Below are 12,397 nucleotides of genomic sequence, written 5' to 3' on the forward strand. Positions count from 1 at the left end.
AATCGATTTAACACTCGAAACCATAACCGTAAGGGGACAGAATAAAAAGCCAATCTTTGTACCAAGTCCACTTAATGCCGTTGTTATGTTTCTAATTTTCTTTTATAAGTTTTAGAATGACTTCATAATCTAACTTTCCAAATTGATAAAAAGCCTTTTCTTCAAAATCTATTAGATAGTTAGTAGGATAGTAGAGAATTCTAAAGTCATGTTCGATACCTTCAGAAACTTCGATATGATTCCAACTTAGATTTTCACTTTCAATAACTTCTTTCGCTTTAGGATAATTTGCAGCTTTTAAAAAACTTACAATATTTATTTCTTCACCATTCTCGTTTCTCAGCTTTTTAAGTTCAGGAATCTCTGCTATACAGGGACCACACCACTCACCCCAAAAATTTATCAAAAGAAACCCAGTATCATAATCACTGATTTTGACTAACTCTCCCTCAATACTTTTAAATTTCATCTTGAAAAATGGGGGTTTTAGGCTCCCAGAGGCTAGGATACTGTTATTAATATCATTGTGTGAAAAAGTCAGAAAAGGATGTGCTGTTGGATTGTTATCTATTTGTTTAACCTGCATGTAATCACCGTATTTGTGGACATTAGTTACAATAAAATTATTATTCCTAACAGTAAGGGTGTCCTTTAAACCAAATACTTCACTTCTTTCATAGTGGCTTAACTTCTCGTTGTTGTTTAAATCTATAAAAACTCTATCGTCATCGTCGTTATACAGACCATTGACGCTATAATCAACTAACCCAATCATAGTAGTGCCTTGGGGATGTGTTAATTTACCTCGTCTAAGGTTTAATCGCTCTGTAAAGTAAAATGAATGTTTTGATCCATCGAAGCTGGAATTATGTCTTTGCCAATAGCTGGTCCAGTAGGAATTTAAACTGCCATCCGAGTCGAAATAGCTTTTAATAAATTTTTCCTCTTTCATAGAGTCGCCTATAACTCCTGATGGAAGCCTCAAGAGAAGTCGCCCCGTTTTTTGTTTGGGGTCAGTTGGGTCAGTAATCCAAAATTCAAAACTTTTTTTTGAATACGGAAAAAAGTAACTCTGCTGATCTTTTGTAATAATCTCATCGTTATCAAGGTCTATATATAGTAGCTCTCCTTCATCTGTCTTATCTACAACAATGTCAATTTTTGGGTCTTCAGAAGTTTTGAAGGTATAGAAGACGACTATATAAAAAAGTTCATTCTTTTCCCATTCTTTTGGTATTGAAACTGATGTAGTTGGTTTTTTAGTAAAGGATTTGATGCCCTTATTCACATAGTCATGGGTAGTAGGTTCTGCTAATTTTATCGTTTGCACTTGACCCAATAAAGCCAGAGGTGAAGTAGTTAATACAAGAGAAAATATTAAGTATTTAAAACTCATCGATTTAATCTGGAAGGAAATTAGAAGCATAACGACATTGCGCATAAGCTGCACGCGAATGAATGTTGAGTTAGCAACTAACGAAAGACGAGACTCAAAACCAAGAAGGGCAAAGAATAGGCGAGGCGTGTCCGCTTAAAGGCGGGTCAGGTGTAACTAAATTCATTTTAGGGCTTGAACTCTTTTAAGTTGCTTAAGTATAGCGTGAATCATGATTTCCTGTTGCTTTTTGTGGGAGATATCAGCTGAGCCATCACCAAGTTGGTAACCGTAATATGCAAATTGGCGATGATTTCCGCCGGCAATTCTTACGCGGTGCATCTTAGGGGGGAGGTTCATAGCAAACTTGTTTACTTCCTCTTCGCTGGCCAATCCATCATTGGAACCATAAATCTTGGTTACATCGATAGTTAAATCAGAAAGGTCCAACTCCCTGGGATGTGAGGTTCCAACAAGCAACAATCCACTAAGGGCTTTGCTATAATTCTGTGTAAATATTGTCGCAAGTTTCCCACCTCGTGAGTGTCCACCAAGGATCCAATTTCGGTTCAGTGAATCACTTCTTATGTACTCCAGGGTCTGTTGAAATACATTTTCTTGCTGTGATTCAAAAAATGCCATTCGATAAGGCAATTTTAAAATAATTGTTTTGAATCCTGCTTTTGCAATTGTTCTTGCCATCGGAGCATAAGCTTTTGGATCGACCAGTGCTCCTGGATAGAAAATTAGAGCTGATCCCATGGTATCGATAGCAGGCGTAAATAATAAGGCGTTCGATAAATTTTGGACTTGTACCTTATTGTTACTTTCAAGTATTATTGATTCTAAGCCTTTAGCCTGCATGTTGTAAAATAACCATGCCGTAACTCCTACCCAGAATATTCCTAACCCAATACGAATATATTTCCGCTTTTTGGTCGCCATTTAAAAGTAGCTCTTATAATAAAAAAAGCAATCCAACACCTATAGCAAGAGCACTAATAGAGAATACTGTTAACACTGAAAGAATATTTTTTGACTGATTCGGAAATTTTTTTTTGTAGGAAATGGACATTATGTATCATCGTATCACCGAGTTTTATTATTGGTTTGAAGAGTAGACGAAATTCCATTGCAAAAGGTTACACTTAACGACACTGCGGTTAAGCGGCCGGCGCCGGAGTTTTGTAATTATCTCTGAAAGAAAGGGTAATCAAAAACTGGAAAACGAGCAAGGTCATGGCGAGGCCGATCCACTTGAAGCGCCGGTTATAGGGCGATGCGAGAAGTTGAAAAAGTTACTCTATGTCTTCTTCTGTCAACCTGAGCTCATATTTTTTAACTGTATCACCTTCGGCTGTGATATCATTCCAATTCTCATCTACAATAGGTTCTACCACAAATATAGGTGATGTCATATCACTGGATTGCATAAAGAAGCGGAGGTTATCAAACGCTTCTGAAGGTGCAGGAAAATTGCTTCGCGCCAACTGAAAAACTTTAGTCGTTGAGTTGGTAGGAACAGCTACAGTACTATCAACAGCGAAATTGGCTATTTTGTATGTAACATTGAGGTTTGATTCGCTTTGATTGGTAATATAGTAATATGACCTTCCTAAGGGTTCCGTAATGACTGTTGGTTCTGAACCAGTATTGCCAAGACAACTCACTAGGGAAATTACACAAGCGAGCAAAATTACTGGTTTAAGGAGCTTCATAAGCATGAAATTAATTAAATATGGTTGAAAAGTAATTTATATGGATATACACACCAAAATGTAGGAATAACTATTTTGTTTAGGACTTAGCCCTATAAAGACCTTCGGGATAAGCGGCGCAATGCGCTCTCCAGAACTACTGATGAAATTCAATCGTAGCTTAAATCTGTAATGCAAGCTAGGCCAGGGCGAGTTGTGTCCGCAAACAAATGATGTAGCTGGCAGCCATCTCAAATAGGTTATTGAGATACTCTCCATCAAAACTTGCTTTAGGAGAATCCGTGCAAGCTTGGACGTCTTGTTCTTCTCGAATACCTGGATCACCGCCTGCTTTTTGAATCTCTTGCTCATGGATGAATAAAATGTCTTCCGTAGTTAAAAAGGAAGGCTCTTTCATTATTCACCCAGTTTGTCTAACGATTTACGATGTTTCGATCGATTGCTGAAAACTTAAATTGCGATCACTGGTGACAAAAACATCGAATTCATCCTCTGCTTTCTCCAATAACCTTCCAATATAAAAATAGCCCAGCCTGCCGCGGGAACGGTCTTGGCAGAAAAGTCAGGATCTAATTCTTCGATACGATACTTCAGCTTCTTCGGCAGGCATTCATCCAGCAGAATTCTGATCATCATTGAGGCTGAAGCAGTTGATCTTTAAACGATTCAAGGATGTCGATGGCCTGCTGTCGGGAAACGGTGGGAAAATCTTCCAGGAATTCATTAAGCGAGTGACCGGCTTCCAAGTATTCAAAAAAGGTCCTGACAGGTACACGGGTCCCTTTAAACACCGGAGTGCCGCCAAGGATATCTTTTCGCCGTTCAATTAATTCTTTGGAAGAACTCATTTTTTGGAAATTTTATTACTGTTTAATCCAAATTAATCAACGATCAGGCAAATAGGAAATTTTATTCATAAAAGGGCTATTACAGTTGCTATAACGACATAGCGCATAACCGGCGCACGGATTGATGTTGAATTAGCAACTAACGAAAGAAGAGACGTAAAACCAAGAGTGGCAAAGAATAGGCGAGGCGCGTTCCGTTGAAGCGCTGGTTAGGTTTGCGCACTCATGGGGCAAATATCTCTTGTAGTGTATTTAATGTTTTCTCTTGGGCAGATGAACTAACCGTTCCCAACTTTTTTATCAGTCGTTGCTTATCTACTGTTCGAATTTGATCTAAAACAATCTGACCACGTTTCTTTTGAAAAGTTGTAGTAACTCTTGATGGATAGTTTTTGATTGTTGAAGTCATAGGAGCAATAATGACCGTTCGAATATGACGGTTCATTTCATCAGGAGAAATGACCAAGCATGGGCGGGTTTTCTTAATTTCTGAACCTTTCGTAGGGTCAAGAGATATTAAATAGACATCAAAACGCTGGACAGAATCTCGTTTTACCATGTCCACTCAGTTTCATCCCACTCGCTCGGGGTTTCAACCTTTTCCTTGTCGATCAGCTGATCATCTTGTTCTTCTGCCATTCTCTCAAAAGCACTATCCCAGCCTTTGCGAGTCTGCTCGGCGGAACGCAGAATGATTTGATTATCTTTAAGAATCATTTCAATTTCATCTGAAAGCCCAATTTCTTCAATTACAGGTTTGGGAATACGAATTCCCTGGGAATTTCCGATACGAACAAGCTTTGTTTTCATAGTACTATGGATTAATAAAAATGCACTTTTAATGTAATTACAATATAAGTACTATGCAACGGCCGAAATATGATTTTAGTGCGCAACCTAACGACACGGCGCATAAAGGGCACGCGAATGAATGTTGAGTTGATAAAGAATGAACGATGAGCTAAAAATCTTCGACTTTGTCCAACAATTCCGGAACGCGATTGACGGCAAAATCCCACATGGCAGCTTCGTCAATAATATCATAACCATGAGCGATGATATTCCTAAAGTCGATGATTTTACGATACTCAGGAATTTTTTCAGCAAGCGTATCTTCTTCAATTCGAGAGAGTCGGTGCAGAGCTTCTCCAATAATTTCAAACTCTCTTTCGATAGCAAGCTGAAGCACGCGATTTTCTTGAAAGTCTTTGAAGCTTTTGCCGTCAATAAAATCCAATATTTCTTGACAGGAAAGGCTGATGTCAAGAAGTAGCTTTCTTGTTTTATGCGGCATAAAGTAATTCTTTGGAACGCTCTACTTCTTGCTGAAAGATGGAATTTCTGAACTTTTTGAGATGATATAAGTCAACAGGCCGACCATAGATTTGTTCAAGCTCTTGTTTGAAATCAATGAATTGATCAAACGCTCCTTCAAAGCTTCGACGATCAAATTTTACAATAAAGTCAAGATCACTGTCTTCAGAAAAATTATCGGTTGTGGCAGATCCAAACAGATATAACTCCTTCACATTATACTTTTTGCAAATTTCCTGAAGCTGCTTTGTTTTAAGATCTACTTTTGTTGCCATAACATGTTAATTAATTATTGACTACGACAAACTTAACTAAAATTGATTGATTTTTCTATCGAGTAAATAAATAGAACTGAAACTCAGGCAGTATAACATACTATTATTTAGACAGCCATTTGCATATCTAACGTCATATAATATCTCATATTTCGGTCCTGCAGGCAACTGAAGACTTTTTCACCATCTTATTCGGCCGTTCATTGCCATAAAAACTTCAGATAAAATCAAAAAAACTGTAAGGATTACCGGTCAGGAATTACCCACCGGTATCATATTTCTAACAGTTATATCCAAAGGAGCCTAAAAGAAGCCGCCCGCAAAGCAAAAATTCAGAAAAAGGTAACATGCCATGCCCTCCGCCACAGCTTTGCCACTCATCTATTGGAAAATGGATATGATATTCGAACGGTTCAGGAACTGTTAGGCCATAAGCATCTTAAAACAACTATGATCTATACCCATGTATTAAATAAAGGCGGCCGGGGCACATTAAGCCCGATGGATGATTTATAATTCGGGCGGTCCGGTTTCCGGTTCATTTTACATAACTCCCTTATGCGACAAATCCATAAATTTCACCACAATTATTTAACTTTCTTTTTCAAATAAAATACGCAGATTGGAGATAATTAAATCTTAGAGACAGCCTAACTAAATCGCCGCTGATCCCCTTTCTCCGGTACTAATGCGAATACACTCCTCCAGCGGGAGGATGAAGATTTTACCGTCGCCGGTGGTTTGGCCGGGTTTCTTGTCTTTGTAGCGGGATTTTACAGTTTTGATAATGGTATCGACAGTAATGTCCACGAACTCATCATTTACAGCAATTTCAAGGCGGAACCGCGGAATCAGTCCCGGGACCACCTTTTTGCCCCGGTAGATCTCCACATCTTCTGCTTTTCCGTGGCCGGATACACGCATGACCGTGATCCGCCTGATTTCCGCTTCAATGAGCGCTTCCCTGACTTCGTCGAGTTGTGTTTCCCGAATAATGGCTATAACAAGTTTCATGTGGTTGTTGGATTTAAAGTGATTAGTTGGGATTGAGCATTCCGTAGCCGTGCTCGCTGTGGTAGGCGCTGTCTAAGCCCTGCATCTCCTCTTTTGGGTCGGACCGGAAGCCTGTCAGTTTGTTCACAACGTAAAGCAGGATCAGTGTAAGAACGGCTGCATACACAATGGCTATCAGAACGGCCGCAACCTGAACCCCCAGCTGCTCCCATACTGTCCAGCTTCCGCCGGCGAGTTCCGCGGCTTCGCTCATCCAGCTGTCCCGGATAAAGAAGGTGAGCAATATGGCTCCCACAATACCCCCCATTCCATGAATGCCAAAAGCATCAAGGCTGTCATCGTATCCCAGTTTGTTTTTGGCGATGATCGCAAGGTAACAGAAAATAGACGCAAATATTCCGAGACAAAACGCTCCGAAGGGTTGCACTACACCGGCCGCAGGTGTAACGGCTACCAGTCCGGCCAAAATACCCGACATGATTCCAAGTGCTGTTGCTTTGCCCTGGTGACACGCTTCAATAATCATCCATGCAATGGCCCCGGACGCCGCAGCAACTTGTGTGGCTGTCAATGCCTGCGCAGTGCTCAATCCACTTGCTACGGAGCTGCCGGCGTTGAATCCAAACCACCCAACCCATAGAAGTCCGCCGCCAATCATGGTCATTACCAGGTTGCTGGGCGGCATGTTGGTGACCGGAAAGCCGCGCCGGGCTCCCAAATATAACGCTGCTACCAAACCGCTTACACCAGCAGAGATGTGAACCACCGTTCCCCCTGCAAAGTCAATGGCCCCGTTCGCGCCCATGTTGAAAAGGAAACCGTCTTCAGCCCATACCCAGTGGCAGAGCGGATTGTAAACAAGGATCCCCCAGAGCGCAATAAACAGGCAATAGGATTTGAATTTCACGCGCTCGGCAAAGGCCCCGGCGATCAGGGCAGGCGTAATTATGGCAAACTTGCCCTGGAACATGCTGAACACATATTCAGGCACGCCCGCGTCTAAGATTGAGTTGTCTATTCCGCTCAGAAACAGGTAATCCGTGTTCCATCCGAACCATCCGCCGAGAACATTCGGCCCGAAGCTCATTGCATACCCGACGGCCACCCAGAGAACAGTCATAATTCCCATAGCAGCAAAGGTGTGCATCATGGTTCCCAAAACATTTTTAGTGCGGACAAGCCCGCCATAAAACATGGCCAGTCCGGGTATCATCAAAAGAACAAGTGCCGTTGAGACCAACATCCAGGCGGTAACACCCGTGTCTATAGCGGCGCCGTCGGCGGCAAGTAGAGGCATTGAAATGAAAAGAAAGGTCAGTAGTAGTAAAGGGAATTTACCCCGGTATTTTTTAAGCATGTTCGTTGGTTTGATAGATGTTTTAGCAATGGACTTTTTTACAAACGCCAAAAACCTATAACAATTTAACAAATAATACAAAGTAAAAATCGTATTTTATATTAAGTAATTAGATGTATTAGATTTATTTATTTATAATTTAAGTTTTTCATCCGAATTTTTTAATTAAGTTCGGTTTTTATCCGGTTCCAAATTTTTTCTCCTAACTTTTTTAGCTAATCTTTTTTCCATGACGATAATATCTTTTTTTAAAACTTGCTTATTCCTGCTCAATGGTTTTTCGCCGGTTGGTGTAATCGATTTCGACCAGCAGCCGGGCTGCTATTCTTTTGTCTTCAAAAGCAACTGCTTTACCGGAAATTTTGTCCCAGTGCACTTCTTCATTTTTACCTGCGAGCTGTCCGGAGACATTTTGTCTAAACGCAGACATCCGGACATAGGTGGCTTGTATAATTGCAGTCCTGTAATTGATGATAAGCGTACTTAATTTAAGGTGTTGTATTCAGGATGGCCTATAAAAATGATCAAGGGGCTCAACAGACCTTAAGGTTTATATCATGAATAGTTACCTCTACATGGTGATGTGTACACTCTTTAGAAGCATCTTCCAATAACTTTTATTTGCCTAATGACTTCATCATGAAAAAAATATTCTTTCTGTTACTTTTTAGCGTTACTGCTTTGGCTGCAACAGCACAGGGACCTATGGACAGGATAACCTTCGGTGCCCATGCCGGCTGGAGTGTATCCAATATTTCGGGCAATCATTTCGAGGCCAAGAGTGGTTTTACAGGGGGTGTTTCAGCTACCCTTCGTATGGGCGGAAATTTTTACATCCAACCTGAAGTGAATTTCCAGCAACAGGGCGCTAAATATGTAAAAGAGTTTATTATCGGGGACGTTGTTTACAGAGATGCCCAATTAAATATGAGCTATCTGCAGGTACCACTTCTGCTGAAATATCGTATTGCTCCTGCAAATTTGAGTATCTATGCCGGCCCACAAGTGGGCTTCAAGCTCAGTGCCAAAGAGTATATTGACGGCGGCTCATACAATTACGAAAGCAATAATGTCAGGAATACAGACTTTTCGGGTACATACGGGTTAGAGTATTTCTTTTGGCGGCCGGATGAGAATGTTGCCTTTGTGCTGAATGCCCGGCACTTTATTGGATTTACAAATTTTGCGAATTATTCCTACGCCAACATGCCCGACAATTCCTACCAGAACCACGGGTTTGTGTTTTCACTTGGATTACGTTTTTAGGAGCCGGCATGGCTGCAGGCATACCCCCTTTTACAAAAAGGATTTGTTTCTCCGAATTTTTAACAATCAGCGACATAAGACTCCATTATCGGTCCGGACAGGATCGGAAGCAAAAAAGAAAATTCCATCCCTGAAGTTGATTTTACCGTAAAGATAGATAGCGTTAGAAACGTGGAACGGAATATTGAGAAGCCTGCAGACAAATTTAATACTTACCATGCCGATACACCGTGTTTTTCTGCATAATAAAACAGGATATCAAAAACTTCCGGGGGCGTAGCCGAGTTCTCGCAGCAGCACAGCAACCTGCCCGCGATGGTGCACCCCGTGAATAATCCATAGGTATTGCCGGTGGCTGTCGTGTAGTAAAGTATAGAACAAAAGGCAAAGGCCAGGGCGGTTCTCTCAAATTCGGAACTAATTGCTATCCGTTAAAACTTTTTACCTTCCTTACTCGTCATTACTATAGAAGCCTTTGCGAAACTGCTCTTTTGGCCAGGGCCGGTGTTATCGGTCGGTTGTAATCCTCACATATGAGTTATATGCTGCGACTGCAACCTTCCTGGGGCCTTGACTTGACCCTGACCAAAAATCCTGGTTTTTCAAAGGCTACCTACAAACGGTTCCCGGCATGCCGCTCATTCATGCGGCACCAACACAGGCAATCCCCAAAGCATGACCGATGCGAAGCTGATAGAAAATTTCAGAAAAGGCGATACAGCAGCGTTCAACCGACTGGTGGAACGGTGGCAACAGCGGATCCACCGGTTGGCCTACCGTTATTTCGCCAGCCATGATGAAGCGATGGAAATTACCCAGAAAACCTTCATCAGGGTGTACCATAAACTGAATACGCTTGATGATACCGAACAGTTCAATGCCTGGATCTACCGGATCGCTAACAACCTGTGCCTGGATGAAACCAAAAGGGCGGGACGACGCCGCTCTTCTCCCATGGAAGCGCTGGGCAAACCTCCCGTGGCAAAAGGCTTGGCTTCCAATCCCGACCGGCAGGTTGAGAAAAACGAGCTGGGATCGATCCTTCAGCTGGCCCTGAATCAGCTTCCCCCGGAGCAACGCATAGTGGTGATTATGAAAGAATACGAGGGACTCAAATTCCGGGAAATTGCCGAAATCCTGGAGGAACCGGAAAATACGGTGAAATCGCGCCTGTATTACGGATTAACCAAATTGCGTCAACTTTTTAACCAATGGAATATCGAATCGGAGGCTTTGCGTTATGAATGATCAACTGGCCCGCACACTGTTTATGGAGTATCTCTATGATGAGATATCAGCCGAGGACCAAGCGAAACTGGAATCCTACCTGGATAAAAATCCCGGGCTCCGGCAGGAGTTAAGCGAGCTGCGGGAGACGCGTTCGCTGCTGCAGCAGATGCCGGACCCCGATACCCCCCCGCAACTGCTGGTCATGGATCCGCGCAATCGCACTCTTTTGCAGTGGTGCAGGGAAGCCAGACAACTCCTGCCCCATTCTTTGCTCGGGAAATCGGCTCTTGCAGTGGCTGCGGGACTTATTCTACTACTTGTAGTGGGATCGGTGGCTCAACTTCAGGTAGATGCATCCGGTGACGGGGTCGCCATCAGTATGGGGGGATCCTCTCCCGAGGAAGGTGAAGGACTGACTGCCGTAGAGGCCGAGGTGCTGGCAGATGAAATCCGCCGGGAAAACGCAGTAATGATGGCTGATTACACCGAAGCCATCAACCGGCAACACCGGCAGCAGCTGCAACAGCTAATCAGTTATTTCCAGCAGCAGCGTATCGACGACCTGCAGCTTGTCGATCAAACGCTGGACGCGTTTCAACAAACTACTCACGATCGCCTGCTTCTAACCAACCGGTACCTGGGGGAGGTGTTACAAACCGTTAGGTTACAGGATCAGGATCAATCAATAAGCAAATAATACTATGACCTACATAAAAAATATGCTCCCGTGGATGACGATCTTCATACTGATCGCCGGTATCCAATCAGCCGGGGGCCAGTCGTCAGAGATTGATGAAAACCGTATGAATCGCGATCTCAGGATTATGGAGAATGTCCTGCAGGAACTGTTTAAAACCGGCGGGACCATTCGAGGTCGTTACGGGGGACCCTTTGGTTTTGGCAACAATCACAATATTCGGGGGACCTACTTGCCGGGCTACGGGGTCATCTTCACGATTCCGGAAGCGCGACCCGGCTTTATGGCCTTGGGCGGTGCCAACGGCAATGATTTCTCTTTTTATTTTGAGTATGGAGATGGCGAAAAGGGAGAAAAAGTAACCGAAGAATCCATCACCGAGAGGATCATTGAATTTCTGCAGGATTACGGTGCTGTCATCGGACAACTTTCTGATAAGGAGAAGGTGATGGTCATCTATAATACCGCTGCCTCCAGCGATCGGTTTGATTTTGATAACTTTCGGCTTGCCGGGGAGGATGAGGATAAAGAGCAGGAAAAAAGGAGACAAGACATTCCGACCATCTCTGTGGCAGCGGCGAAAAGCGACCTGCAGGCCTATCGGTCGGGAGATGCATCTCCGGGACAACTCCGGGAACGGCTGGAGATCAGCACGGGGGGAGTGAATGATGACAGTCAAATGGACCTGAAGGTGATGGCCAATATCCTCGAAACGACGTTAAAAGAATCAGTTGACGAAGGTACCGGTTCTTTCCGGATCAGCGGGTCCCTGGATTATCTGATGCTGGATAATTTCGGAGCTCTGTTCTTTGGTAACGCTATTTCAGCGGGAGGGCTGTCTTCGGCTATATCCTCCTTAAATCTGTCGAATATTGATTCCATAAGCGTGCAACCCCGAAAGAAAAAGGGAGGAGTGCGGATTACGACCAAGAGTGGAGAACAACGGTTCTATGGCAGCAGCGATATGCTGGAAGGATGGAAAAAGCGGCAGGAGCAGCGACATAAACAAATGGAGGAGCATTACCGGGCTTTTGTTTCAAGGCTTAAAGAGTCGCTCGTGGACTACGGCCGCACGCTGCGTTCCATCGATTCCGATCAGTATATCCTCCTTTCTGTTGCGCTGAACAGTCGTCTTGGTCCCCATGGCAATCTCCCGGAGCGCATTGACATGCAGGTTAAGAAATCAATGCTCGAAGCCATGGAGCGGGGAGATCTGGACCGCGAAGATACGATCGATCAAATTCAGGTCAGGGAATATTGATATTCCAGGGGTATACAAAAGTGGACAGGCCATCGCATCGAT

General features: G+C 43.2%; 18 protein-coding genes and 1 pseudogene. 5 read left to right on the plus strand and 14 right to left on the minus strand.

The genetic code is table 11. The annotated features are described in order from the left end of the window. Window positions 1–91: 91 nt before the first annotated feature. The 10 genes from BUB16_RS12685 to BUB16_RS12730 all read right to left on the minus strand — a co-directional run bounded on the left by BUB16_RS12685 (window position 92) and on the right by BUB16_RS12730 (window position 5,530). A complete protein-coding gene (locus BUB16_RS12685) occupies window positions 92–1,396 on the minus strand; it encodes a TlpA family protein disulfide reductase (RefSeq protein WP_170864380.1) in 1,305 nt (434 codons plus the stop codon). A 162-nt stretch (window positions 1,397–1,558) separates the two neighbouring features. Further along, window positions 1,559–2,320: an alpha/beta hydrolase gene (locus BUB16_RS12690; protein WP_073064828.1), complete on the minus strand. Its 762-nt coding sequence runs from the start codon at window positions 2,318–2,320 to the stop codon at window positions 1,559–1,561. A 353-nt stretch (window positions 2,321–2,673) separates the two neighbouring features. Beyond that, complete coding sequence (locus tag BUB16_RS12695) at window positions 2,674–3,093, minus strand: hypothetical protein (RefSeq protein WP_139240298.1); 420 nt, start codon at window positions 3,091–3,093, stop codon at window positions 2,674–2,676. Between the two features lie 178 nt (window positions 3,094–3,271). Beyond that, on the minus strand, window positions 3,272–3,490 hold the full coding sequence (locus BUB16_RS12700; protein ID WP_073064834.1) for a hypothetical protein: 219 nt from the start codon (window positions 3,488–3,490) through the stop codon (window positions 3,272–3,274). A 53-nt stretch (window positions 3,491–3,543) separates the two neighbouring features. Further along, the gene (locus BUB16_RS12705) at window positions 3,544–3,729 is read right to left on the minus strand and encodes a hypothetical protein (RefSeq protein ID WP_073064837.1); all 186 of its coding nucleotides are present in this window, start codon (window positions 3,727–3,729) and stop codon (window positions 3,544–3,546) included. After that, a complete protein-coding gene (locus BUB16_RS12710) occupies window positions 3,726–3,941 on the minus strand; it encodes a DUF433 domain-containing protein (RefSeq protein WP_073064840.1) in 216 nt (71 codons plus the stop codon). Before BUB16_RS12710 ends, BUB16_RS12705 begins: the two co-directional genes overlap by 4 nt. A 223-nt stretch (window positions 3,942–4,164) precedes the next feature. After that, entirely contained in the window at window positions 4,165–4,500 is a 336-nt protein-coding gene (locus BUB16_RS12715) for a type II toxin-antitoxin system PemK/MazF family toxin (protein ID WP_073064843.1), read from the minus strand. Next, window positions 4,494–4,751 (minus strand): AbrB/MazE/SpoVT family DNA-binding domain-containing protein, encoded by a 258-nt coding sequence (locus BUB16_RS12720; protein ID WP_073064846.1) that lies wholly within the window; start codon window positions 4,749–4,751, stop codon window positions 4,494–4,496. The genes BUB16_RS12715 and BUB16_RS12720 overlap by 7 nt, the downstream gene beginning before the upstream one ends. A gap of 151 nt (window positions 4,752–4,902) precedes the next feature. Further along, a complete protein-coding gene (locus BUB16_RS12725) occupies window positions 4,903–5,235 on the minus strand; it encodes a HepT-like ribonuclease domain-containing protein (protein WP_073064849.1) in 333 nt (110 codons plus the stop codon). Beyond that, window positions 5,225–5,530, minus strand: coding sequence for a nucleotidyltransferase family protein (locus BUB16_RS12730; RefSeq protein ID WP_073064853.1), 306 nt, complete (start codon window positions 5,528–5,530; stop codon window positions 5,225–5,227). The genes BUB16_RS12725 and BUB16_RS12730 overlap by 11 nt, the downstream gene beginning before the upstream one ends. Window positions 5,531–5,770: 240 nt before the next feature. Between BUB16_RS12730 and BUB16_RS12735 the strand changes: the two are divergent. Beyond that, window positions 5,771–6,046: pseudogene (locus tag BUB16_RS12735) on the plus strand (tyrosine-type recombinase/integrase); the annotation flags it as partial. A gap of 138 nt (window positions 6,047–6,184) precedes the next feature. On the opposite strand, the gene BUB16_RS12740 reads toward BUB16_RS12735, so the two are convergent. From BUB16_RS12740 to BUB16_RS21520, 3 genes are all read right to left on the minus strand, one after another. After that, window positions 6,185–6,544 (minus strand): P-II family nitrogen regulator, encoded by a 360-nt coding sequence (locus BUB16_RS12740; RefSeq protein WP_073064856.1) that lies wholly within the window; start codon window positions 6,542–6,544, stop codon window positions 6,185–6,187. Window positions 6,545–6,566: 22 nt separating this feature from the next. After that, complete coding sequence (locus BUB16_RS12745; protein ID WP_211483166.1) at window positions 6,567–7,841, minus strand: ammonium transporter; 1,275 nt, start codon at window positions 7,839–7,841, stop codon at window positions 6,567–6,569. Between the two features lie 319 nt (window positions 7,842–8,160). Next, a complete protein-coding gene (locus tag BUB16_RS21520) occupies window positions 8,161–8,331 on the minus strand; it encodes a hypothetical protein (RefSeq protein WP_170864381.1) in 171 nt (56 codons plus the stop codon). Between the two features lie 209 nt (window positions 8,332–8,540). On the opposite strand from BUB16_RS21520, the gene BUB16_RS12750 reads away from it, so the two are divergent. Beyond that, window positions 8,541–9,167: a porin family protein gene (locus tag BUB16_RS12750; protein ID WP_073064861.1), complete on the plus strand. Its 627-nt coding sequence runs from the start codon at window positions 8,541–8,543 to the stop codon at window positions 9,165–9,167. A gap of 258 nt (window positions 9,168–9,425) precedes the next feature. On the opposite strand, the gene BUB16_RS22210 is transcribed toward BUB16_RS12750, so the two are convergent. Continuing rightward, complete coding sequence (locus BUB16_RS22210; protein ID WP_084088257.1) at window positions 9,426–9,548, minus strand: DinB family protein; 123 nt, start codon at window positions 9,546–9,548, stop codon at window positions 9,426–9,428. 294 nt (window positions 9,549–9,842) lie between these two features. Here BUB16_RS22210 and BUB16_RS12760 point away from each other — a divergent pair, with 294 nt between their 5' ends. Genes BUB16_RS12760 through BUB16_RS12770 form a run of 3 tightly spaced genes read left to right on the plus strand, consistent with a single transcriptional unit; the run spans window position 9,843 to window position 12,355 of the window. Further along, window positions 9,843–10,415, plus strand: coding sequence for an RNA polymerase sigma factor (locus BUB16_RS12760; RefSeq protein ID WP_073064864.1), 573 nt, complete (start codon window positions 9,843–9,845; stop codon window positions 10,413–10,415). After that, a complete protein-coding gene (locus BUB16_RS12765; RefSeq protein WP_073064867.1) occupies window positions 10,408–11,094 on the plus strand; it encodes an anti-sigma factor family protein in 687 nt (228 codons plus the stop codon). Before BUB16_RS12760 ends, BUB16_RS12765 begins: the two co-directional genes overlap by 8 nt. Before the next feature lie 4 nt (window positions 11,095–11,098). Continuing rightward, window positions 11,099–12,355 carry a hypothetical protein gene (locus tag BUB16_RS12770; protein ID WP_073064871.1) on the plus strand — a complete coding sequence of 419 codons (1,257 nt, stop codon included), beginning with the start codon at window positions 11,099–11,101 and terminating at the stop codon, window positions 12,353–12,355. Window positions 12,356–12,397: the final 42 nt, after the last annotated feature.

This window comes from Fodinibius roseus, from assembly GCF_900129315.1.
Lineage (GTDB): Bacteria > Bacteroidota > Rhodothermia > Balneolales > Balneolaceae > Fodinibius > Fodinibius roseus.